20 protein-coding genes are annotated in these 21,817 nt (G+C 65.9%); 8 read left to right on the top strand and 12 right to left on the bottom strand.

Features of this window, described 5'->3' with window-relative positions; translation table 11 throughout:
* The first annotated feature begins 10 nt into the window (after nt 1–10).
* From OU426_RS03910 to OU426_RS03920, 3 genes are read left to right on the top strand one after another with little or no spacing between them, the layout of a single operon-like run.
* Entirely contained in the window at nt 11–997 is a 987-nt protein-coding gene (locus OU426_RS03910; protein ID WP_267632533.1) for an XdhC family protein, read from the top strand.
* Entirely contained in the window at nt 994–2,010 is a 1,017-nt protein-coding gene (locus tag OU426_RS03915; protein ID WP_267632534.1) for a molybdopterin-binding protein, read from the top strand. Before OU426_RS03910 ends, OU426_RS03915 begins: the two co-directional genes overlap by 4 nt.
* Nucleotides 2,011–2,026: 16 nt before the next feature.
* Nucleotides 2,027–2,488 carry a GNAT family N-acetyltransferase gene (locus OU426_RS03920; protein WP_267632535.1) on the top strand — a complete coding sequence of 154 codons (462 nt, stop codon included), beginning with the start codon at nt 2,027–2,029 and terminating at the stop codon, nt 2,486–2,488.
* A 51-nt stretch (nt 2,489–2,539) separates the two neighbouring features.
* Here OU426_RS03920 and OU426_RS03925 read toward each other — a convergent pair whose 3' ends face one another.
* From OU426_RS03925 to OU426_RS03935, 3 genes are read right to left on the bottom strand one after another with little or no spacing between them, the layout of a single operon-like run.
* Nucleotides 2,540–4,729 carry a hybrid sensor histidine kinase/response regulator gene (locus OU426_RS03925; RefSeq protein WP_267632536.1) on the bottom strand — a complete coding sequence of 730 codons (2,190 nt, stop codon included), beginning with the start codon at nt 4,727–4,729 and terminating at the stop codon, nt 2,540–2,542.
* Nucleotides 4,726–5,913 (bottom strand): FIST N-terminal domain-containing protein, encoded by a 1,188-nt coding sequence (locus tag OU426_RS03930; protein ID WP_267632537.1) that lies wholly within the window; start codon nt 5,911–5,913, stop codon nt 4,726–4,728. Before OU426_RS03930 ends, OU426_RS03925 begins: the two co-directional genes overlap by 4 nt.
* A gap of 21 nt (nt 5,914–5,934) precedes the next feature.
* On the bottom strand, nt 5,935–6,621 hold the full coding sequence (locus tag OU426_RS03935) for a response regulator transcription factor (RefSeq protein WP_267632538.1): 687 nt from the start codon (nt 6,619–6,621) through the stop codon (nt 5,935–5,937).
* Between the two features lie 224 nt (nt 6,622–6,845).
* On the opposite strand from OU426_RS03935, the gene OU426_RS03940 reads away from it, so the two are divergent.
* From OU426_RS03940 to OU426_RS03960, 5 genes are all read left to right on the top strand, one after another.
* On the top strand, nt 6,846–7,364 hold the full coding sequence (locus tag OU426_RS03940) for an SRPBCC family protein (protein WP_267632539.1): 519 nt from the start codon (nt 6,846–6,848) through the stop codon (nt 7,362–7,364).
* Nucleotides 7,365–7,404: 40 nt separating this feature from the next.
* Entirely contained in the window at nt 7,405–7,890 is a 486-nt protein-coding gene (locus OU426_RS03945; RefSeq protein ID WP_267632541.1) for a (2Fe-2S)-binding protein, read from the top strand.
* Between the two features lie 11 nt (nt 7,891–7,901).
* Nucleotides 7,902–10,280 carry a xanthine dehydrogenase family protein molybdopterin-binding subunit gene (locus tag OU426_RS03950; RefSeq protein WP_267632542.1) on the top strand — a complete coding sequence of 793 codons (2,379 nt, stop codon included), beginning with the start codon at nt 7,902–7,904 and terminating at the stop codon, nt 10,278–10,280.
* A gap of 12 nt (nt 10,281–10,292) precedes the next feature.
* Nucleotides 10,293–11,081 carry an FAD binding domain-containing protein gene (locus tag OU426_RS03955; RefSeq protein ID WP_267632543.1) on the top strand — a complete coding sequence of 263 codons (789 nt, stop codon included), beginning with the start codon at nt 10,293–10,295 and terminating at the stop codon, nt 11,079–11,081.
* A gap of 154 nt (nt 11,082–11,235) precedes the next feature.
* Nucleotides 11,236–12,081 carry a sugar phosphate isomerase/epimerase family protein gene (locus OU426_RS03960; protein ID WP_267632544.1) on the top strand — a complete coding sequence of 282 codons (846 nt, stop codon included), beginning with the start codon at nt 11,236–11,238 and terminating at the stop codon, nt 12,079–12,081.
* Here OU426_RS03960 and OU426_RS03965 read toward each other — a convergent pair whose 3' ends face one another.
* From OU426_RS03965 to OU426_RS04005, 9 genes are all read right to left on the bottom strand, one after another.
* Nucleotides 12,082–13,146, bottom strand: coding sequence for a DUF1513 domain-containing protein (locus OU426_RS03965; RefSeq protein ID WP_267632545.1), 1,065 nt, complete (start codon nt 13,144–13,146; stop codon nt 12,082–12,084). It abuts the gene before it with no gap.
* A gap of 1 nt (nt 13,147) precedes the next feature.
* Entirely contained in the window at nt 13,148–14,116 is a 969-nt protein-coding gene (locus OU426_RS03970) for an imelysin family protein (RefSeq protein ID WP_267632546.1), read from the bottom strand.
* The gene (locus OU426_RS03975; protein ID WP_267632547.1) at nt 14,116–15,594 is read right to left on the bottom strand and encodes a di-heme oxidoreductase family protein; all 1,479 of its coding nucleotides are present in this window, start codon (nt 15,592–15,594) and stop codon (nt 14,116–14,118) included. Before OU426_RS03975 ends, OU426_RS03970 begins: the two co-directional genes overlap by 1 nt.
* Before the next feature lie 63 nt (nt 15,595–15,657).
* On the bottom strand, nt 15,658–16,914 hold the full coding sequence (locus OU426_RS03980) for an imelysin family protein (RefSeq protein ID WP_267632548.1): 1,257 nt from the start codon (nt 16,912–16,914) through the stop codon (nt 15,658–15,660).
* A gap of 17 nt (nt 16,915–16,931) precedes the next feature.
* Entirely contained in the window at nt 16,932–17,093 is a 162-nt protein-coding gene (gene hemP / locus OU426_RS03985; protein WP_267632549.1) for a hemin uptake protein HemP, read from the bottom strand.
* A gap of 134 nt (nt 17,094–17,227) precedes the next feature.
* Nucleotides 17,228–18,283, bottom strand: a complete 1,056-nt coding sequence (locus OU426_RS03990; protein WP_267632550.1) for a lysine-2,3-aminomutase-like protein — start codon at nt 18,281–18,283, stop codon at nt 17,228–17,230.
* A 158-nt stretch (nt 18,284–18,441) separates the two neighbouring features.
* Nucleotides 18,442–19,596: a sulfotransferase gene (locus OU426_RS03995; protein WP_267632551.1), complete on the bottom strand. Its 1,155-nt coding sequence runs from the start codon at nt 19,594–19,596 to the stop codon at nt 18,442–18,444.
* A 216-nt stretch (nt 19,597–19,812) separates the two neighbouring features.
* Nucleotides 19,813–21,135, bottom strand: coding sequence for a TRAP transporter large permease (locus OU426_RS04000; protein WP_267632552.1), 1,323 nt, complete (start codon nt 21,133–21,135; stop codon nt 19,813–19,815).
* Nucleotides 21,132–21,761, bottom strand: a complete 630-nt coding sequence (locus OU426_RS04005; RefSeq protein WP_267632553.1) for a TRAP transporter small permease — start codon at nt 21,759–21,761, stop codon at nt 21,132–21,134. The genes OU426_RS04000 and OU426_RS04005 overlap by 4 nt, the downstream gene beginning before the upstream one ends.
* Between the last annotated feature and the right edge of the window lie 56 nt (nt 21,762–21,817).

The raw sequence follows: 21,817 nt of genomic DNA on the forward strand, positions 1-21,817 counted from the left end.
TAGTCTCCCCATGTCGACCGCCGATCATGACCAGATTCCCGAACGCGCGCTTGCCTGGTACCGGGCTGGCACGGGTGCCGTCCTTGCAACCGTTGTCGAGACCTGGGGCTCCGCCCCGCGCCCGGCCGGATCACAACTTGCAGTCTCCGGGACGGGCGAAATGGCAGGTTCGGTCTCTGGCGGTTGCGTCGAGGGCGCCGTGGTCGCCGAGGCGCTTGAGGCGCTGCAGGACGGCAAACCGCGCCTTCTGACCTTCGGGGTCGCCGACGAGGATGCGTTCGCGGTGGGTCTTGCCTGCGGCGGCACCATCCGCGTGCTGGTCGAGCCGGTGGGCAAGGCCATGCCTGAAGGCCTCTTGGCCGACATCGTCGCGGCCCGCGCCGCACGTCTGCCGCGCGCCTATGTGGTGAACCTCGAGAGCTGGTCGCGCAGGCTCGCAGGGCCGGACGGGCCGCTCGCCGCCCGCTTCCGCGCCGACCAGTCGGGGGTGGACGAGGCTGACTTCACGGTAATCCACAATCCACCACTGCGCATGGCTGTCGTCGGTGCGGTTCATATCGCCCAGGCGCTCTTGCCGCTTGCCCGCGCCTGCGGCTACGACCCGCTGCTCATAGACCCGCGCGAGGCCTTCGGCTCGCCTGCGCGCTTTCCCGGCGAACGGCTCAGTCAGGACTGGCCGGACGAGGCCTTGCGCTCCTTCGGCCTCGACGCGCGCACCGCTGTCGTGACGCTGACCCATGATCCGAAGCTTGACGATCCGGCGATCCGCGCGGCGCTCCGCTCCGACATCTTCTACCTCGGTTGCCTAGGCTCCACCCGCACCCATGCGAAGCGCGTGGCGCGCCTGACGGACGCGGGCTTCACCGAAGCTGAAATCGCCCGCATCCATGCCCCCGTCGGTCTTGATATCGGCGCGAAGAGCCCCGGCGAGATCGCGGTGGCGATCATGGCGGAAGTCACCGCGGCGCTGAGACGCCCCGCACGGCACGAGACATGAAGTTCGGCCCACGACCGGTCGAGGCGACTCTGGGCGCGATCCTCGCGCATTCGATGAAGCTCGGCGACCGGAAGCTGGCGAAGGGCACACTCATTGAAGCTGAGCAGATTTCGGAGCTTCGCGCGCATGGCATTCAGACAGTGACAGTCGCGCAACTTGAACCGGGGGACGTGGGTGAGGATGAGGCAGCAAGCAGGCTAGCGGCCGCGTTGGTCCCCGCGCCCGCAGAGGTAGGCCTGCGCCTCACGCAGCCCCATGCCGGCCGTGTCAATCTGGTGGCGGACCGGCCAGGGATCGTTGCGCTTGATGAAGCCGGGCTTCATACGCTGAACCGCACCGATCCGGCGATCACGCTCGCAACCCTGCCCAATCATGCCCGGGTCGCGCCCGGAACGCTGGTTGGAACCGTCAAGATCATCTCCTATGCCGTCGCGGGTCCGGTCCTTGAAGTCGCAGCCGAGAGCGCCCGCGCCGCGATCCGGGTGCGCCCGGTCGTGCTGCGCTCTGCCGCCCTCATCTTGACGCGCGCCCCGGGGGATGACCCGAAACTTGCCGCGAAGGGTCGCGAAGCGGTGCGCAAGCGGCTGACAGCCCTCGGGATCGACCTCAGCGGGGCCGTCGAGGTCCCGCATGAGGAGAGGGCGTTGTCTGAGGCTATCAGCGCCTGCGATGCGGCGCTGATCCTGATCCTCACCGGCGCCGCCACCTCTGATCTTCACGACACCGCGCCTCAGGCGCTGCGCCGCGCGGGGGGGCATGTGGCGCGGTTCGGCATGCCGGTCGATCCCGGCAACCTGCTCTTCCACGGCACTCTGCGCGGCCGTCCGGTGATCGGCCTGCCCGGCTGCGCCCGCTCACCCGCGCTCAATGGCGCGGACTGGGTTCTAGAGAGGCTCGCCTGTGGCCTTGCCGTTACCGACGAGGATATTGCGACTATGGGTGTGGGCGGCCTCCTGAAGGAGATCCCGACCCGCCCGCTCCCCCGCGACCGGGGTGCGGCGCGCGGCGGCTAATCATTCTGACACAGCCATGAACGACATCCTGTCCCGCGCCTATGAGCCCAGCGATTTCGACCGTTGCCTGTCGATCTTCGACGGCAACCTGCCCGATTTCTTCGATCCGACGGAACGGGCGGAATTCATCCAGTTCCTGCATGACACCGCAACGTGGGCGGCGCCCTATCTGGTGCTGGAGTTCGACGGGCTGGTGATCGCCTGCGGTGGGCTGGAAAGAGCCCCCGGCAGCCGCTGCGCAGGCCTTTCCTGGGGTATGGTGGATCGCCCGCTTCACGGAACGGGACTTGGCACGCAGCTGACCGAGGCGCGCCTCGCACTGGCCCGCGCCCTTCCCGGGATCGACGAGGTCATCCTCTCCACGAGCCAGCACACGCGCGGCTTCTATGAGAGGTTCGGTTTTGCTGTCACGCAGATCACGCGCGACGGGTTCGGCCAGGGCCTCGACCGCTGCGACATGCGCCTTAGTCTGGCATAGCGGCGCCGTCATCTCGGGCGCGGCGGGTTGCATCCGGACCTTTCCGGTCCGCTATCCCAGCAGAAATGCCGCCAGTTCCTCAGCCCGGAGCGGTTTTTGCAACAGCCCCCACTGCGCCGCGCGTCGTTCGACCTCGGTCGAGCGGTTGGCGCTGATCAGACGCGCCCGGACGGGACCATAGGCCGCGCTCAGAGCCTCCAGGCAGCTTGCGCCGTCCATTCCTGTGCCGAGATGAAAGTCAGCGAGGAAGTGATCCGGCACCACGCCCATGTCTGCGACAAGTGCGAGCGCCTCTTCCCCGGTTGCGACATCGATCACGCTGAAACCCCATTTTTCCAGAAGCAGCGACAGGGCACGCCGCACGCCTTCGTCATTCTCGATCAGACAGACGATCTGGCCGCCCGGCGCCTCTGCCGGCGCGGCCCAGCCTGCGCCGGTGTGCGCCCCGGCAGAAGCCAGCGCGGTCAAGGGCAGCGTGAGCGCAAAGCAGGTACCCTGCCCGACCTCCGAAGCAAGATCGAGCGGGTGGCCGAGGATCGCCGCCGCCCGCTCGACGATGGCGAGGCCGAGCCCCATGCCCTCCGACGCCGAAGCACGGCCGCCAATGCGGTGAAATTCGCGGAAGATGCTGGCGTGTTCCGCCTCGGGAATGCCGGGGCCGGTGTCGCGCACCTCGACCCGCACGGTGCCAGGGCCGCGCCGGACCCCCACCAGCACCCTGCCCTGCAAGGTATAGCGGATCGCGTTGCCGATCAGGTTCTGCAGAATGCGCCGCAGGTAAGTGGCGTCGCTTTCGACCATCGCAGAGGTCGGCACGATCCGGAAATCGAGGCCCTTGCGCGCGGCAAGCGGCGCGAATTCGTCCGAGAGCTGGCGCAGGAGGCGTCCAAGATCGACAGGGCCGGGGTCGATCGCCACGCGGCCCGCCTCGAGCCGCGAAATATCAAGAAGCGCCTCCAGAATCTGCTCGACGCTGCCAAGCGCATTCTGCGCCTTTTCAAGGGCGCCAGACGCGGCCCTGTCGCCCGTCGTCCCGTCGGCGGCAGCGGCCATGAAGAGTTTGGCAGCGGAGAGGGGTTGCAGCAGGTCATGGCTCGCCGCCGCGACGAAGCGCGCGCGCGCCGCATTGGCGCGCTCGGCCTCCTCAAGCGCGCGGGCCAGATCCTCCGTCCGGTCCTGCACCCTCTGTTCCAACGTCTCCTTCGCCTCGGAGATCGCGCGTAGCGCCGACCGTTCGGTGCTGATGTCGGTCACGCTCATCACAAAGCCCCGGTCAGGCATTTCCTCGGCAAAGACCGCAAGAACCGTCTCCGAGCCGCGTGCGAGCTCGAAGGTCAACGCAGGGCGCGGCTCTTCTGACGCGACCCAGGCGAGAAGCCGGTCGAGTTCGAAACCGCCGCCGAACCGGACCTCGGTGCCAAGCGCTGTGACGAGGCTGCCGAACCCGGCGCCAAGGCGCAACCGGCCGACCGGTATCGACAAAAGATCCGCCAGCTGGCGGTTCCAGCCCAAAAGCCGCCGCTCCCGGTCGAAGATGCCGACCCCCTGCCCCAGATGGTCAAGCGTCGCCCGGATGATACGCGCCTGTTCGTCGAGAAGCTTGCCGCGTTCCTGCCGTTCCAGCCGGATGATTTCCGTTACGTCGGTCTGGATGATGACGGTACCGCCGTCGGGCGTACGATGTTCGGAGACCTGAACCCAGCGGTCGCCCGTCAACGGCACGGTGAAGATCACATGCCGGTCGCCATGGCGTCGCAGACGCCGTTCGGCCCAGGCTGCCGCGCTGACGCCCGGCTCGCGCGCAAGGTCGGCTGACGCGCTGACCAGTGCCACATAGTCGGTGAAGGGAAGGCCCGGACGCAGCGCCTGCTGGATATCGCCAAGCTGCATCCCGAAGCGCGAGTTGCACAGGACAAGCCGCTCGTCTGCACCGAAAAGCGCGAAGCCTTCCTGTACCGTCTCGATCGCATTGGCGAGGTTCTGGCGCGCCGCCTCTGCCTCGCGCGTTGCGGCAGCCAGAAGGGCGTTCGAGCCGTTGAGAAGGTCAAGCGCCCGTTCCAGTTCGCGCGTGCGTTCACGCACCTGATCTTCCAGCATCACCGCACGCTGGAACTGCGCATAGGCGGCGCCGCCGTCGTCAGTTGCCTGCTCCACCCGCCGCATCAGCACCTCGGCGATTTGGATCAGCTTTTCACGCTGCCGTTCCGGCGGGTCCGCAGGATTGACGAGTGAGAGCGTCATGGCGCGCCCTCCTCAGGTGGATAGATCGCCACACCGGTCATCGTCTGGTTCACGTGCATGGCGCCCAGCTGTTCACCATAGGTCGAAAAGCCCACGACCCGGTGGCGACGGAGAAGGTCGGACAGGCGGCCGAAGGCCTGTTTCTCCTGCGCCTCGATCCGACGCAGCACGCAGTCGCAGGCCAGGATCGCAGCCGGAGGTTCCCGTTGCCCGAGCGCGTCAAGCTCGTGCGCCAGATGGTCGGCCATGTCCTGCGGTTCGGCCAGCGTCAGCACCAGACCCTCGCCGATGGCCGAGAAGAAATGCAGATCACCGTTCGCCTCCATCCGCTGGATGGAGCGCACGTGATGGCGCCCGCCGAAGCGGACGACGACCGGATGGGCGGCGAAAGTGAAGGTCGTGAGCTGTGTGGGGTCTTTGCCAAGAAGCCGCGCATATTCGAAGGCGGCGGGTTCGGCGTTGATCGTGTGAACGATGCGCCGCGCGGGGTCGGCGCCGGTCACCACCATGCGTTGGTCGGTCGGCACCAGATGGTCGAGGTTGAAGACCTTCACCCGGCAACGGCTGCGCACGAAGGTGATCACGGCGGCCTTCTGTAGCGCGTGCCCTTGGTGAAAGACGAATGTATTGCCGAACCTCAGCCCGTCGCCTGCCGAGCCACCAAACAGCGGCACCGGCCCGAGTGCTGCCGCGAGGGCTGCGGTCAGCTCGTCTTCCCGGCGCGACAGGCCGTCGACCATGACGAAGGCGAACTCGCCTTCCCAATCGGGCCTTGCGCGTGTCAGCGCCTGTCGCGCGCGGATCATGTCGCTGATCAGCCGCTCGCCCACCAGATCGTCAAGGTCGGGCACCAGTCGTGTCTCTACGGCGAAGAGGCCGGCAGGCAGGCCGATGGCGAGGATCTGGCCTTCGACATAGCCATCGGGCGAGATTTCGCCTGCGGTCGTACAGCCGATCACCGGCACCGGCGCGAACCGTGCGCTGGCGCGCCGGGCAATGGCTGCCGCGTCCGCCTCGGGCGAAACGAAGAGAAAGACTGCGGCAAGGTGCGAACCGGCGAGCGTCGCGGCGATCTGTTCGACAGGATCGCCGTCGGCTTCGGTCGGGCGCGCCGGCGCAACTGCGACGCGCAGCACATCTCCGGCCTCGGCCCAGGACGTCAGAACTGTCTGCGCGCCGCTCATTCATTCCTCCGCTGCGGGAGGTTACGCAGCACCGTCGCGCCCTGACAAGAGCGTGGCAAAATCGACGCCCTTGGCCATCAGCACCGCCTGTGTGCGGCTGAAGACACCAAGCTTACGCATGATCGCGGTGACATGGGCCTTCACTGTCGTTTCGGCAATCGACAGGTCATAGGCGATCTGCTTGTTCAGCCGCCCCTCGCAGATCAGTTGCAGGATACGCGCCTGCTGCGGGGTCAGAAGCCGCATCCTTTCTATCGGGTCTTCCTCGGCGGCACTGCTCGGCTGATAGCCGTCGGGCACGTAAGTTCTACCCGCGCCGATCGCCGCGAAGGCGGCACGAAAGACGTCGCGCGCACTGTGTTTCGGCACGAACCCCGCCGCACCGGCCTTAAGCGCCGCGCCGATGACGCGCGGCTCCGCCATCGAGGAAACGACAAGGACCGGCACGCCCCGCGCCACTCGGGCGATGCGGATCAGCCCGTCCATGCCGCTGACGTCGGGCAGGTTGAGGTCGAGGACGACGATATCGGGACGTGCGCCGGAGGCGAGATGGCTGATCGCCCCCTCGATCCGGTCGGCCGTTTCGATCCGCTCGACCCCAAGGAAGGCGCTCAGCGTCATCGACAAGGCTTCGGAAAACAGGGGATGGTCCTCGACGATAAGCGCCGAGGTCAGGGCCTTTGGTCCGGTTGCGGCCTCGGTGCGCACGGCTGCTCTCCCTCCAGGTCCGACCATAGCAAGCCATCGCTTCCGGGCAACTGGCCAAAGGTCGGACATGACGCGGGCTTATGCACAACCTATGGACGAATCGCGCCGATCGCAACCAGACTGGCCCGCAGCCGGGACTACGACCAAGGTCAAATAGCCGAGGCCACGCCGAGCCCCTAGAGTTGCCACCAGCCAGCGCCAAGCCACGGGGGAGAGCCGCGCCGATGCAACTGACTGACGAACGTCTTATCCGTGCCCATACCGATACAGTCTGGCGCGCGATCCTCGACCCCGCGGTGCTGAAAGCCTGCATTCCGGGCTGCGAAAGCCTGACCGGATCACCCGAGACGGGCTATGAGGCGGTGGTCTTGCAGAAGATCGGCCCGGTCTCGGCCCGGTTCACCGGCGTCGTCAGCCTGTCTGACCTGCGCCCCGGCGAAGGCCTGACGCTGTCGGGCGAGGGCAAGGGCGGGGCTGCGGGTTTCGCCAAGGGCAGCGCGCAGGTGGGTTTTGCGCCGGAGGGCGACGGGACGCGGCTGACCTACACGGTCGATGCCAATGTCGGCGGCAAGATTGCTCAGCTCGGCAGCCGCCTGATCGACAGTTTCGCCAAGAAGCTCGCTGACCAGTTCTTCGAACGGTTTCAAATGGCAGTCGAGGGACCCGAAGAGGAACCTGCAGAGGCGGAGGGCGAGGCGCCAACGGAAAAGAAAGGCTGGTTCAAACGGCTCGTGGGCGGCTGAGCCGCCGAAGGTACCAAGGAATGATCCAAGGGAGGACAGGATGACGAAAGTCTCGATGACCGTGAACGGCCGGGCCGTTTCCGGCGAGGTGGAGGGGCGGACGCTTCTGTCCGCCTTTTTGCGTGAAGGGTTAGGCCTGACTGGCACCCATGTCGGCTGTGACACGTCGCAATGCGGGGCCTGCGTGGTGCACGTGGACGGCAAGGCGATAAAAAGCTGCACCGTTTTTGCAATGGACGTCGCTGGCGCAGAGGTGCGCACGATCGAGGGAATGGCGAATGCCGACGGCTCGCTAGGGACGATACAGCAGGCGTTCCAGGATCATCACGGCCTGCAATGCGGCTTCTGCACGCCGGGCATGGTAATGTCGGCGGCGGCCCTTCTGGCCGAGAACCCCAAGCCCAGCGAGGCTGACGTCCGCCACTACCTCGACGGCAATATCTGCCGCTGCACCGGCTACCACAATATCGTCAAGGCGGTCCTTGCCGCGTCCGGACAGGACGTGTCGGCCGTCGCGGCGGAATGAGGGAGGGGAAAATGCCGAAAGATCATGGAATTGGCGCCAGCTCCAAGCGCCGCGAGGATATCCGCTTCCTGACTGGTCGCGGGGTCTACACCGACGACATGAACCTGCACGGACAGACCTATGCGGTCTTCGTCCGCTCTCAGGTAGCACATGGCCGGATCAAGTCGATCAACACGTCGAACGCCGCCTCGATGCCCGGCGTCCTTGCCGTCTTCACCGGCGAGGATTTCAAGGATGTGGGCGGCAACCCGGCCGGATGGCTGATCAATTCGCGCGATGGAACGCCGATGCGCGAACCGAAGCGCCCGGTTCTGGCACACGGCAAGGTCCGTCACGTGGGCGACGCTTATGCCGCAGTGGTGGCCGAGAGCTACGCCGAGGCCAAGGACGCGGCCGAACAGCTTGCCGCCGACAGTGATATCGAGGAACTTCCCGCGATCATCGACATGGCCGCCGCCGTTGCGAACGCCTCGAACCGCGTCCATGACGAGATCCCCGACAACCTCTGCTATGACTGGGGCTGGATCGAGGACAACCGCGCTGCCGTCGATGCCGCGATCAAGGCGGCGCCGCATGTCACTGTGCTTGAGCTGGTGAACAACCGCCTTGTGCCGAACGCGATGGAACCCCGCGCCTCGATCGGCGAATATTTCCCCGGCACCGGCGATTACAAGCTGACGACGACCAGCCAGAACCCGCACCTCACCCGACTTCTGGTGGCGGCCTTCGTGCTCGGCATCCCCGAAAACAAGCTGACGGTTGTCGCGCCCGACGTGGGCGGCGGCTTCGGCTCGAAAATCTACCATTACGGCGAAGAGGCCGTGGTGCTTGCGGCGGCGAAGAAACTCGCCCGCCCCGTGCGCTGGACGGCTGAACGGTCGGAAAGCTTCCTGTCCGACGCCCATGGCCGCGACCATGTGACGAAGATCGAGCTTGCTTGCGAGAAGGACGGCACCTTCATCGCCTTCCGTACCGAGACAATGGCCAATGTCGGCGCCTATCTCTCGAACTTCGCCACTGTGACGCCCACATTCCTGCATGGCACGCTGATGGCCGGCCCCTACAAGGTGCCGAACGTCTATGTGAACGTGAAGACGGTCTTCACAAACACCGCGCCAGTTGATGCCTATCGCGGCGCAGGGCGGCCCGAGGCGACCTATTCGCTGGAACGGGTGATCGACAAGATGTGCCGCGAGCTTGGCCTCGACCCGTTCGAAGTGCGCCGGAAGAACTTCATCACGACCGATATGTTCCCCTACACGACCCCGGTCGGGCTCGCCTACGACACCGGCAACTACCATGCGACGCTCGACAAGGCGATCGAGATCGGCAATGTCGCCGGTTTCGAGGCGCGCCGGGCAGCCTCGGCCAAACGCGGCAAGCTGCGCGGCATGGGGCTTTCGACCTGGATCGAGGCCTGCGGCATCGCACCGTCGCACCTCGTCGGCGTCCTCGGTGCCCGCGTCGGCCTTTATGACGCGGCGACGGTCAGGGTGAACGCGACCGGCAATATCAGCGTCATGACCGGGGCCCATAGCCATGGGCAGGGGCACGAGACGGTCTTCGCCCAGATCGTCGCCGAAAAGCTCGGCGTGCCCGAAGCCTCGGTCGAGATCGTCCATGGCGACACGTCGAAAATCCCCTTCGGCATGGGCTCCTACGGTTCGCGCTCGCTTGCGGTCTGCGGGGTCGCCGTCACCAAGGCCATCGACAAGATCGTCGCCAAGGGCAAGAAGATCGCGGCCCATATGCTGGAAGCCGCCGAGGAGGATATCACCTTCGAAAACGGCAGCTTCTCGGTCGCGGGCACCGACAAGGCCAAGACCTTCGGCGAGATCGCCTTTTCGGCCTATGTCCCGCACAACTACCCGCTGGAAACGCTGGAACCGGGGTTAGAGGAAACCGCCTTCTATGATCCGGCCAACTTCACCTACCCCGCAGGCGCCTACATCTGCGAAGTCGAGGTGGATGCCGAGACCGGCAAGGTGGACGTGGTCGCCTTCCACTGCGCGGACGATTTCGGCAACATCATGAACCCGATGGTGGTCGAGGGGCAGGTCCATGGCGGCGTCGGCCAGGGCATCGGCCAGGCGCTGTGCGAGAACACCACCTATGACGACACCGGCCAGCTTCTGACCGGCTCCTACATGGATTATGCGATGCCGCGCGCGGGCGATGTGCCCTTCTACAATGTCGATTATTCCTGCCAGACGCCCTGCACCCACAATCCCCTGGGCGTGAAGGGCTGCGGCGAGGCGGGCGCCATCGGCTCGCCGCCCGCCGTCGTCAATGCGGTGATCGACGCGCTGCACCGGGGCGGCCATACCCACGTCAAACATATCGACATGCCGGTCTCGCCCTCGCGGGTCTGGCAGGCGATCCACGGCTGAGAGGAGGGAGCCATGCATAATTTCGATTTCGTCAAACCCGCCTCGATTGCCGATGCGGTGAAAGCCCTGTCATCGGACGGCGCGCAGGCCCTGTCGGGCGGCCAGACCCTTCTGCCGACGATGAAGCAGCGCCTCGCCGCGCCCGCCGTCCTCGTCAGCCTCACCGGCATCGCCGAGATGAAAGGGGTCTGCAGGGGCGACGGCGGACTGCATGTGGGGGCAGCCACCACGCATGCCACGGTCGCGAAAGAGGCTGCCGCACATTATCCCGCGCTTGCCGCGCTCGCGGGTGGCATCGGCGACCCTGCGGTGCGCAATCGCGGCACGATCGGTGGCTCGATCGCCAACAACGACCCCGCCGCCTGCTACCCGGCCGGGGTTCTGGGATCCGGCGCGACCGTGGTGACCAGCAAGCGCAAGATCGCCGCCGACGACTTCTTCCAGGGCCTTTTCTCGACGGCCTTGGACGAAGGCGAGATCGTCACCGAGGTCCGTTTCCCGATCCCGGAGAAGGCCGCCTATGTGAAGTTCCAGCAACCCGCCTCGCGCTTTGCCCTCACCGGCGTCTTCGTCGCGAAATTCGGGACGGGCGTGCGCGTCGCAGTCACCGGCGCGGGCCAGGGCGGGGTATTCCGCTGGACCGAGGCCGAAGCGGCACTCTCGCGGTCCTTCGCGCCGGGTGCGGTCGACGGCCTGTCGCTGTCGGGCGACGACATGATCAGCGACCTTCACGGCAGCGCCGCCTACCGCGCCAATCTGGTGAAGGTCCTGACCGGCCGCGCCGTCGCGGCGGCGGGCTGAGGGGCAAAGGGCAGACATCTGCCCTTCATCTTGGCCCAAGTACCTCGGGGGTCCGGGGGCAGCGCCCCCGGCCTCTTCCGTTTGTCCATCGCCCCGGGCTTCCATTTCCACGGCGCCGGACTAGTCTGGCGCCGACAGAGTCTGGAGCCCCGCCATGAAAAACAGCCGCCCCACCCTCGGCGTCGCCCTCACCCTCGACGCACTTGAACGGGTCGAGGGCTTGCGGGACTTCGTCTTCGACCGCGACCGGGACCTTGAAATTCAGGATCTCGTGCCGGTCGGCGCGCTGGTGGAAGGCCGCTGGACATACACGGTCGAGCGCGCCGGTCCGCTCCTTGACGGCCACAAGGGCCGCGTGGGCATCCACGGACCATTTGAGGGCCTCTTCATCGACACGCCCGACCCCGAGGTCCGCGCCATCGTGCAGGCAAGGCTCGACGCGGCGCTTTCGGCCGCCATCGGCCTCGACCGGGGCCGGGGATTGGGCCATATCGTGATCCACAGCCCCTACACGACCTGGCACTGGTACAATCGCGGCACCCATTACGACGACACAGCCGCGATCCTCGAGCGCACCCACCGCTGCCTCGGCCCCGCCGTGAAGCGGGCCGAAGACCACGGGCTGACCTTCGTGATCGAGAATTGTGAGGACAAGGACCCGGCCGAGCGTGTGGCGCTCGCGGCCTCGTTCAACTCGCCCGCCGTCCGCGTCTCGCTCGACACCGGCCATGCGCATTATGCCCATGGCTCGACCGGCGCGCCGCCCGTCGATGTCTTCGTCCATGCGGCAGGGGCGGCGCTTGCCCATGTCCATCTGCAGGACGCAGACGGCGTCGCGGACCGGCACTGGCAGATCGGCAAGGGATCAATCCACTGGCACGCGGTCTTCACCCAGCTTGCCAAACTGCCGGAAATGCCGCGCCTCATCGTCGAACTGGCCCAAATCCGCGACATCTTCGCCTCTGCCGCCTACCTCAGCGCGGCGGGCCTTGCCGACTGATCAGACCCGGCAGGAGACGAGGTGATTGTCCCAGGCGGACCCGCCCTTCGCAAGCGGCCTGAGGCCTCTTTCATCGCAGGCCCAGATACCGCCCAGCCCATCCGTCGCGACAAAGCCCGAACCTTCGGCTGCCACGCCGCAGATATCGGCCCTGCGATGCGTGGAAAGCACAGCGCCGGCGCCATCGAAGAGCATCACCGCCCCGCCCCTGGGCGAGGTGATCGCAATCCGCGCGCCGTCCGCCGTCCAGGCGATGGACCCGGCATAGCCCTGCATGACAAATGCCTCGGCCTCAACCGGCGGACACAACATCACCGCCCCGCCCGGCTGCCAGACGCCGAGTTGCGGCACGGCGATCGCCGGATCGCCTTCCCATTGCATGGCAAAGGCCACCCGGTCGCCATGGGTAGCCAGATGGCGGATCGAATTCTGATGCAGGTCGAGGTCCAGCTCCAGCTGTTCGATGATCCGTCCCTCGGTGTCCAGAAGGCTCAGGTTCGGCTGCATCCGGTCAATGTTCAGCTTCGTCCGGTCGGTCGGGTCGGTCTCGATCCCGCCATTGGCAATGACGAGCCGTCCGCCGGGCAGAAGCTTCATGTCGTGCGGGCCGATTCCGCCGGTCTGCCATTCGCCAATCCGACGATAGGTCTCCGCCTCCCACAGGCCGACGCGACCTTCGGAGACGTCCGCCACCACCTCTGACGTCATCAGCACCGATCCGTCTGCCGAAAAGACACCATGGCCGTTAAACTGGCGCCCTTCGGGCGGGGTCAGGCGGTGGCATACCTTGCCCGTCACGCAATTCAGCACGATGGCAAAAGTGCCGGGGCGCCGGGCGAAGGCCACGGCCTCGGCCCGGACTGGATGGGCCGCCGCCGCATGGCCACGCGCGGGAAGCGCGATGCGGAAGATATCCTCGCCCTGCCCGGTCAGCCCATGCAGGCTGTAGCCCTCCCCTTCCCTGCCTGCCGCCACAAAGGCGGGGCTGCCCGCTTCCGCCCAGCTCATCCGGGCAGGCAGCGCCGCTGCTGCAAGTCCCGCCAGAAATCCGCGCCGCGTCGCCATCTCAGTCACCGTCCGCCGCATTGAAGCCGATGCTCACGCCCAGATCCTTGCCAAGCTCCGCAACAGCTGTGTCGCGCGCGGTCTTCACCGCGCCTTGCAGGATCTCGACCTTCAGCCGTCCCTGCGGATCGGCGACAGCGGCAAAGACCGGATCGTCGAGCTTGTCCGCCAATCCAATCGCCCGGTCGAAGGCGGCGAGCGTATCCGCCGCTTCGGGCGCCAGCCGCGCGGTCAGGTCGCGCAGCGCCGCCAGTTCCGCGCGCACGTTCGCAAGGCTCCGCCCCGAGGCCCGCGCCTCGGCCCGCTCCGGGCGCGGCCGGTCAAAGGTGCCCAAGGGTCGGCCAAGACGGGTATCGGCAAGGAATTCGAGCGCGGTCGCGAGTTGCGTAAACAGCGCCTGCCGCACCTCCTGCTCGGTCAGATAGCTGGCATTGCCTGCCGCGCCGGGTGACAGCATCAGATCAGCATAACCGTCGCGCCACTCCGCCTCGATCTCGCCCGCCATCCGAGCCAAATCGCCCGCCGTCGCCCGGATCAGCGCGCAGGGATCGGCGGCGGGCGGCTCGTCGGGATAGGGGAGCCGCTCCAGCCCCATCAGCCCGCGCGCCGCGACCGACTGGTCGGCGAACGCCTCGGGTGCCAGCGCCGCCGGATCGCCGGTCAGAAGCCCGCGCTGCGCCTTGGCGCCAAGGCCCTTGGGGTCAGGCCAGAAGGCGATGGCGAGCGCGCGGCCTTTCTCGTCCGCCGGGCCGAGATGCAGGTGCGAGACCGCCATCCAGGCATCGAACGCCGCCTGATAGGCCGGTTTCAGCGCCTCCGCATCGCAGCTTTCCCCTGCCTTTTCGGCCAGATCGTCCGTCGCAGCGGCAAAGGCCGCGTAGCCTGGCAGGATATGGCCCTCGACGACTTCGCGATAGTCAGCAAGCGCAGGGGTCGCGAGGAAAATCGCGGCGAGAAGCGGTCGGCACATCACAGGCTCTCCAGAAAGGCGATAAGCGCATCGCGGTCGGGTTTCGACAAGGCGATGACACGGTCGCGCGCGGCTCCCGCCTCGCCGCCATGCCACAGGATGGCTTCGAGGAGGTTCCGCGCCCGCCCGTCATGCAGATAGCCCACGGCCGGATCGACACTTTGGGCAAGGCCGATAGACCAAAGCGGTGGTGTGCGCCACTCCGCTGCGCCCGCCCCTGTTTCGGATGCCGTGTCGGCCAGTTCAGGCCCCATGTCGTGCAAGAGGAAATCACTGTAGGGCCAGATGAGTTGGAAACTTTGCTCCGGCCGGTCGGTGAGCTTGGCGGTGACGAAGGCCGGATGGTGGCAGGCGGCGCAGCCGAGATCGTGGAACAAAGCCTTGCCTATCACGACCGGAGGATCGCCGGTCCGGTCGCGCGCGGGCGGCGCGAGGTTGCGGGCGTAGAAGGTCACCAGATCGAGGCTTTTCCCGTCCACCTCCAGCCCGTCGCGCACTTCCGGTTCCTGCCCATGCGGCCCGGCGCGGCAGGCCGTTTCGGTGCCGGTGCAGTCGCCCCATGGGTCGGGGAAGAGCGGTGTCGAAAGGCCCATGTCAGCCGAAAAGGCCCGCGCCACCTGTTCGCGCACCGTGGCAACGCCCGCCTTGAGACCGAAGCGACCCAGCAACTCACCGCCATATTCGGCGCTTGCGACCATCCGCGCCCGGCCGGAAATCCCGTCGCGGTCGCTGTCGTCGGGATCGGCAAGGGCGAGAATGTTGGCCGAGGGGATCGCCTCGATCAGGCCGAGCCCGGTCATCGGCGGCGCCATGCGGGGGGAAAGGCCAAGCCCGGTTGCAAAGGCCCCGAAGCCAGGATCGGTCAGGGCGTAGCGCGGCGCACGAAGCGTGACGATCGTGCCATCGGCCAGCGTGAGCAATTGCGGCTCGTAGGACAGCGACACCCGGCCTTCCGCCACTTGTCCCGGCGCGGCGCGATCCTGCAACTGCATGCCGTAGACGGGATCAGGCCCGCCCTCCGATCCGAGCCGGAAGAGAAGCGAGCCCGTCCCGCCGTCCTCCTCTCCCGGTGCCCGTCCGCGCCCGTCGCGGATATGACAGGCTGCGCAGGCGCGGGAATTATAAAGCGGCCCAAGCCCGTCAGAGGCCTTGGTCGAGGCTGGCGCCGCAACCCAGAGCTTGTCGAAGATCGCCTTGCCGAGTTCGAAATCGAGCCGCCGGTCGGCCGTCATGTTCGCCGACGGCGCCCGCAGCGCCGCCTCTCCGGGCGCGCGCGGCACGGTCGCCGCGCCACCGGCAGAACGCTCGAAAGCTGAATCAGTGCCGGCCCTGGAGGCCGCAAGGGCCTCGTCGCGGCGTGCCGCCTCTGCCGCGCTCAGCGGCAAGACCTCCAGATGCGCATCGCCCATAGGCGCGGCAGGCGTAGCTCCGGGCAGGACAGCCAATGCAAGCGGCAGGGCAAGACGGATGCGGTTCATGTTCTGACCCTCGCCCCTTCTTACCCTGCCGTCCCGGTCACCGCCAGTTCGGTCCGCCGCCCGTCACTGGAACACCGCGCCGGGATTATCGAGGCTGTCCGACCCTTCGAAGGCCACCGCCGCGAGGCCGAGCGCGCCGACCGCACGTTCGATCGTAGCGGTCTGGGCGACCAGCGCCTCGATCCCGCCACCGATCAGCGCCTCGCCTTCCTTGTTGCCGGGGGCAAGCATCTGGTCATAGGACATGCCAGCTTCCGCAGCGGCCTTGATCGCGCCAAGCGCAGCGACCGTCCCGTTGACCTGGCCTTCCAGCTGGCCCGCGAGCGTTCCGTCGGCCTCCTTCAGAAGATCGAGGAGAGAGGGACCGGCGATCTCGGTCCCGTCCACGCGGGTGTAATGGCCGGTCACCACATTCTGCATGCCGATCCCGTCGTAATAATGGCTGTTGTAGGTATTGTCGGAGAAACAATCCTGCTCCTCCTCCGGGTCGTTGAGCAGAAGGCCAAGCTTCATCCGCTCGCCCGCCAGTTCGCCGTAGGAGAGCGAGCCGAGCCCGGTCAGCATCGCCAGAAGCCCGGCCTCGGGCGAGGCAGCTACCACACCGCGCGCCTCACCGCCCGGCGCCCAGGCGCCGGACATGTAGGACGGGTCCGAGACCAGAAGATCGGTCGCGGCCCGCAGATAGGCCGCGCGACGGTCGCAATTGCCCCCCGTACAGCCCTCGCCCTGCAGATAGTCGGTATAGGGTCGCGCGCCCGGACCGGGGCCAGTGCCGTTCAGATCCTGCCCCCAGAGCAGGAACTCAATGGAGTGATAGCCCGAGGCGACATTGGCATCGACGCCGTCGGCCTCGTGGAGGGTGCCCGCGATCAGGTCCGGCGTGATGGCGCTGGCGTCGATCTCCTGCCCCGCGACCTCAAGCTTGGGATTGGCGATGATATTCGCGGCAGCCAGCGGGTTTTCCTCGGATTCGCCATAGGACACATCGACATAGTCGATCAGACCTTCGTCGAGCGGCCAGGCATTCACCTTGCCCTCCCAGTCGTCGACGACCGGATTGCCGAACCGGAAGACCTCGCTTTGCTGATAATAGGCGCGCGCCTCAGTCCAGGCAGCGCGAGCGGACTGCAGCGTCTTGTCGGACGGTTCGGCGATCAGTGCCTCGACCGCCTTCTGCAAGGCCACGGCGGTGGTGAAACTGTCCTCATACGTCGCCTGCGCAATATCGGCATAGGTTTCGACCACAGCGGCCCGGTCGGCGGCGGCCGCCGCCCCGGCACAGGTTGTCGTCAGAAGAAGTGCGAAAGCCGTCTGTTTCATTCCCGTTCCATGTCCCGTCATTTCGTCAGGATCAGCTTGCCCGCGCGTGTGATGCGCAGCGAATAGACCTGACCGTTCAAGATGATCCGCGCGAGCGGACCGCCCGCTGTCAGCCGGGTTGCATCATGCACCGGCACTGTATCGAAATTAAAACCGTCGCCCGGCACCGCTATCGTCATGGCCGAAACCTCCTATGTGCCCCGCGAACTCGCAGGCATGGGTGATCGATACGGCTTGCCCGGAGGCGGGCTGGCTTGCGGAATATAGATGATTGAAAGAGTCAGATTTGTAAAGTCCGATTCTTTCAGTCGGGTTAGATTGCCCGTTCCGGGTCGCGGTAGAGATGTTCGCCCCCGCGCCAGTCGGTCAGAAGGTAGGCGCCGGGGTCAGACCCGGCCCTGACCCAAGGGTCCGCGACCGGCACCTTGCCGAACCCGCCCGGGATGTCGATCACATAGGTCGGCAGCGCCGTGCCCGAGACACGGCCCCTTAGCGCCGCCATCAGCGCCTGGCCCCCGGCGATCGTTGTACGGAAATGGCTGGTGCCGCGCGCAAGGTCGCAGTGGTGCAGGTAGTAGGGTTTCACCTTCAGCCTGAGGAAGCTGCGGAAAAGCTGCGCGAGCACCTCGGCATCGTCATTCACCCCGCGCAGAAGCACGGTCTGCGAAAGAAGCGGGATACCCGCCGCCGACAGGCGCCCGAGTGCCGCCCGCGCATTTTCCGTCAGTTCGGCAGCATGGTTCGAATGAAGGACGATCCAGACCGCAGGATGGGCGCCGAGCGCTGCGATCAGCGCCGAATCGATCCGCTCAGGCGCCACGACCGGCACCCGGCTGTGAAGCCGCACCAGCGCAACATGGTCCATCTCCGCCAGCGCCTCAAGAATACCTCGCAGTCGGCGCGGCGCGAGCGTCATCGGATCGCCACCGGTCAGGATCACCTCGTTGATCGCCGGTGTCGCGCGGATATAGTCGAGCGCGGCCGCAAGCGCCGCCTCGCCCAGTAGGCCGCCCTGCCCCACCACCTCGCGCCGGAAACAGAAGCGGCAATAGACATCGCAGGCCTGTGTAACTGCAAGGATCACCCGGTCGGGATAGCGGTGCGTCAGCCCGTCGACCGGCATGTGCGCCCGGTCGCCGATCGGGTCCGACAGTTCCTCGGGGCCCACGCGCAGTTCGGCCGCCGACGGCACGAACTGTCGCAGCAGCCCATGATCACCGGACCCTATGGCCTGACGCATCTCCGCTGAGATTCTCAGGCTGAAATTGGTGACCACGTCACGGATATCGACAACAGAGCCGCCCGCGATCCACTCTTCCGCCACAAGTTGGTCAACAGTTGTAAGTGCCCGCAATTTGGCACGAGGCATTCCGGAGTTCTCCCAGTCGTCGGCGGGCGCTTGGTCTTGACCAAGCGCTACGCGGTCAAGCGTCCCGATATTGGCTCGGCACGGGACAAGCAAGTGACACAACCACCAGAAATGGCCAGGCAGAGTTCGTCTGGCAGTTCCGGTTCGACTTCCCGCGATCAGGCCCGAAATTCTTCAATCAGCGCACGGTACTTTCTGTGCCACTTGAAGAATGCGCGGAAGGGCCAACGCTGCAATCTGCTGATAACGCGCCGGGCGATCTCGATCTTCCTGTCGAGGCCATTTACCCGTGCCTGCAGGTCCCCAACATCTTGCGCCAGTTCCGCCGCTTTGCTCTGCCATTCATTGGCCCGGCCCTCCAACTCGGCCTTCTCGCGCTCCGATTGCACGGCGCGCGATCTCAGCGCGGCCAACTCGCGCAACTCCGGCAGATGTCTTAACGTGCCGGCAAGCTCCAGACGCGTCAGCGCGAGCGCGAGCACCGTCCCGCCCTTGTCGGTTTCGAACAGGTCGCCCATAGCGCCGGGAAGGCATCCGCCGACATCGGCGGCGCAGAGAGCCGACCAGAGGTCGAATGCCCTCTCCGCGAGCACCTGATCCTGCACCGGCAACGGCGGCACTTCGCGCGTAAGGACGGAGGTATCCAGAACCCCGGTCGTCGCCGATGGAGAAAGGCCATAGTGAAATCTGGAATCCACCGCCGTCGCGAGATCGAAGCCTTCGACAAATGCGCGATTGCTGATGACGGTGCATCTTTCCGGCCATCGTTCAAGGGCCTGCAGCAGATGGCGGTTGTAGCTGACCCACAATTTCAGCGCATGATCTGGTTCCGAAAGTATGCGACGCGAAACCGGCTCGGCCGCATCCCGGATCTCATCATCCGCCTCGTGAACCTCACGCGCCTCGCGCCGGTATATCGACCAGCAGGCCTCGGCCGGCGAGCGGAAGACGATGACAGCCGTCAATGCGGGGTGCAGCGCCATCCAGTCGCCAAGTACCAGGCACATCCTTGGGTCCTTGACGAGCCACGGTCGCCCCGCAGCATCGCGCCCGGCGCAGTAACTGCGGATGAATTCCTCTTCGTCCGGTGTAAGCGCTATGTTGTCGTCAGAGGCGGAAGCCCAGTCGCGGTTTCCGGCGCGTCGCAGAACCGCATCATGGAAATGTGTGACCCGCCAATCCTCGAAATAGCCGTAGGGATTCCACTCATTCGCGCCGATCAGATCGGGGCCTGGATCAAGTCCGGCCGCCGTAAGATACTGAGCGACAGATGACGTTCCACTCCGGTGAAAACCGGCAATGACGCAGCCCATAGGACTCCCCCAAAATTATCCTTTGTGCTGATCAATAGCCCCTGACACGCGTTGAACGCCCTGTCAACAAGAACGGCCACGTCGCGAAAGTATAAGAAAGGTCAGGGCGGCGATGGCCCGCCGCCCCGTTACTCAGCTGTAGCTGCCCCGCCAAGGTGGGTCGCGCACCTGCCTGGCTCCGACTGCGCCGACGTTGGTCAAGCGGTGCTTCTCCCTTCACATACCCATCAGACTGGGCAGGAACAGCGTGATCGCCGGGACATAAGTCACGAGCATCAGGAACAGAAGCATCGTCAGAAGCCAGGGCCAGGTCGACCGCGTCACCTCGGTCAGCCCCAGCCGCGACAGCGACGAGGCGACATAGAGGTTGAGGCCGACAGGCGGCGTACAAAGCCCGATCTCCATGTTCACGACCAGCATGATCCCGAAATGCACCGGATCGACGCCCAGGGCCATGGCCACCGGATAAAGGATCGGCGCCATGATCAGGACGATCGCGGACGGCTCCATCACCATGCCGATCATCAGAAGCAGCACGTTGACCACCAGAAGGAAGCCGACCTTGCCGAGGCCCAGCGATACGATCCATTCCGACAAAGCCTGCGGAATCTGCTCGGACGTCAGGATGAAGGCGAACATCACGGCATTGGTGATGATGTAGAGAAGCATCGCCGACATCGCTGCCGAGTTCAGCAGAACCCTCGGAACCTCGCTCAGCTTGATGTCCTTATAGACCCACACCGCCACGACGAAGGCATAGACGGCGCTGACCGCAGCGGCCTCGGTCGGCGTGAAAATGCCGCCATAGATCCCGCCCATGATGATCACGATCAGCATCAGGCCCCAGACGCTTTCGCGGAACGCGGTCCAGCGGTCGATCAGGGGTGCCCGCTGCTGGCGCGGATAGCCATTCTGCCAGGCCCGCCAGACCGTGGTTCCCGCCAGCATCGACGCCAGAACCAGTCCGGGTACCACGCCCGCGATGAAGAGGTCGCCGATCGAAGCCGACAGCACATCTTCGCCATTCGGCCCCTTCACCACCATTCCGCTGGTCGCGACCGCATACATCACCATCACGATCGAGGGGGGGATAAGGATGCCAAGGCCGCCGGAGCTGGTGATCGTGCCGACGCCGAACTGCGACGGATAGCCCTGCTTGACCATTGCCGGCAGCAGGATCGATCCAACCGCCATGACAGTCGCCGGGCTGGACCCAGAGATCGCGGCAAAAAGCGCGCAGGAAAAGACCGAGGCGAGGCCGAGGCCTCCGTGCCAGTGCCCGACCATCGACGAGGCAAAGCGGATCATGCGCCGTGCCACCCCGCCATGGGTCAGGAAATTGCCGGCCAGGATGAAGAACGGGATCGCCATGATCTCGAACTTCTCGATCCCGGTGAAGAGCTTCAGCGCGATCGAATCCATCGGCACGTCGGAGAAGCCGAAGAGGAAGGTGAAGACCGTTAGGCCAAGCGCGATCGAGACCGGCATCCCGGTGATCAGCAAAAGCGCCAGGATCAGGAAGATGATAAGCGCGGTCATGCGTGACCTCCCTTGGCCAGATCGTCGGCTTCCTCATCCAGACCGTCGACCGCGCCATGATCGTGATGGGCAACCTCGCCGGTGGTAAGATAGCGGTGCAATGCCTGCAGGAACCGGAAACACATCAGGGCCGAGCCGAGCGGCACGGCGAGGTAGATGATCCACATCGGCATTTCGAGGTCGGGCGAGGTCTGCCCGCCCAGTCGGACATGCCAGACGAAGTCGGTCCCGATCCAGGTGATGATCGCGGTAAAGAGCACGCCCCCCGACATGGCGATCGTCGTGATCGTCCGCCGGGCCGCGCCTTCCAGCCGCTCGGCCAGAATGTCGACACCGACATGTATGCCGGTGCGCACGCCATAGGCGGCGCCGAATTTCGCCATCCAGACGAAAAGATAGATGCAGGCCTCCTGCGCCCAGGTCATCTTCAGCGCATTGATCGACTTGAAGATCGACCGCGCCGTGTCGTTCAGACCCTGCATGTCATGGGCACGGGCGTAGCCGACGAGATCGGCGGCAAAACCGATGGCGAAACGGTGGGACACCGACAGGAAGATCAGGACCGTCGCCACCGCGATCAGCGTGGCGATCAGCACCTCTTCCAGCCGGTCCAGAAGACGCAGCATGGCGCACCTCGATGGGATGAAGGGTAAAGGGCCGGGAAAGGGGCGGCCCGAGGGGC

Source organism: Frigidibacter sp. RF13, from assembly GCF_026626305.1.
In the GTDB taxonomy this organism is placed as follows: domain Bacteria; phylum Pseudomonadota; class Alphaproteobacteria; order Rhodobacterales; family Rhodobacteraceae; genus TMP-24.

Excerpts from the sequence above, each read along its gene's own strand:
- OU426_RS03910 (WP_267632533.1), top strand. The coding sequence starts at position 11 with ATGTCGACCGCCGATCATGACCAGATTCCCGAACGCGCGCTTGCCTGG.
- OU426_RS03915 (WP_267632534.1), top strand. The coding sequence starts at position 994 with ATGAAGTTCGGCCCACGACCGGTCGAGGCGACTCTGGGCGCGATCCTC.
- OU426_RS03920 (WP_267632535.1), top strand. The coding sequence starts at position 2,027 with ATGAACGACATCCTGTCCCGCGCCTATGAGCCCAGCGATTTCGACCGT.
- OU426_RS03925 (WP_267632536.1), bottom strand. The coding sequence starts at position 4,729 with ATGACGCTCTCACTCGTCAATCCTGCGGACCCGCCGGAACGGCAGCGT.
- OU426_RS03930 (WP_267632537.1), bottom strand. The coding sequence starts at position 5,913 with ATGAGCGGCGCGCAGACAGTTCTGACGTCCTGGGCCGAGGCCGGAGAT.
- OU426_RS03940 (WP_267632539.1), top strand. The coding sequence starts at position 6,846 with ATGCAACTGACTGACGAACGTCTTATCCGTGCCCATACCGATACAGTC.
- OU426_RS03945 (WP_267632541.1), top strand. The coding sequence starts at position 7,405 with ATGACGAAAGTCTCGATGACCGTGAACGGCCGGGCCGTTTCCGGCGAG.
- OU426_RS03950 (WP_267632542.1), top strand. The coding sequence starts at position 7,902 with ATGCCGAAAGATCATGGAATTGGCGCCAGCTCCAAGCGCCGCGAGGAT.
- OU426_RS03955 (WP_267632543.1), top strand. The coding sequence starts at position 10,293 with ATGCATAATTTCGATTTCGTCAAACCCGCCTCGATTGCCGATGCGGTG.
- OU426_RS03960 (WP_267632544.1), top strand. The coding sequence starts at position 11,236 with ATGAAAAACAGCCGCCCCACCCTCGGCGTCGCCCTCACCCTCGACGCA.
- OU426_RS03965 (WP_267632545.1), bottom strand. The coding sequence starts at position 13,146 with ATGGCGACGCGGCGCGGATTTCTGGCGGGACTTGCAGCAGCGGCGCTG.
- OU426_RS03970 (WP_267632546.1), bottom strand. The coding sequence starts at position 14,116 with ATGTGCCGACCGCTTCTCGCCGCGATTTTCCTCGCGACCCCTGCGCTT.
- OU426_RS03975 (WP_267632547.1), bottom strand. The coding sequence starts at position 15,594 with ATGAACCGCATCCGTCTTGCCCTGCCGCTTGCATTGGCTGTCCTGCCC.
- OU426_RS03980 (WP_267632548.1), bottom strand. The coding sequence starts at position 16,914 with ATGAAACAGACGGCTTTCGCACTTCTTCTGACGACAACCTGTGCCGGG.
- hemP (WP_267632549.1), bottom strand. The coding sequence starts at position 17,093 with ATGACGATAGCGGTGCCGGGCGACGGTTTTAATTTCGATACAGTGCCG.
- OU426_RS03990 (WP_267632550.1), bottom strand. The coding sequence starts at position 18,283 with ATGCCTCGTGCCAAATTGCGGGCACTTACAACTGTTGACCAACTTGTG.
- OU426_RS03995 (WP_267632551.1), bottom strand. The coding sequence starts at position 19,596 with ATGGGCTGCGTCATTGCCGGTTTTCACCGGAGTGGAACGTCATCTGTC.
- OU426_RS04000 (WP_267632552.1), bottom strand. The coding sequence starts at position 21,135 with ATGACCGCGCTTATCATCTTCCTGATCCTGGCGCTTTTGCTGATCACC.
- OU426_RS04005 (WP_267632553.1), bottom strand. The coding sequence starts at position 21,761 with ATGCTGCGTCTTCTGGACCGGCTGGAAGAGGTGCTGATCGCCACGCTG.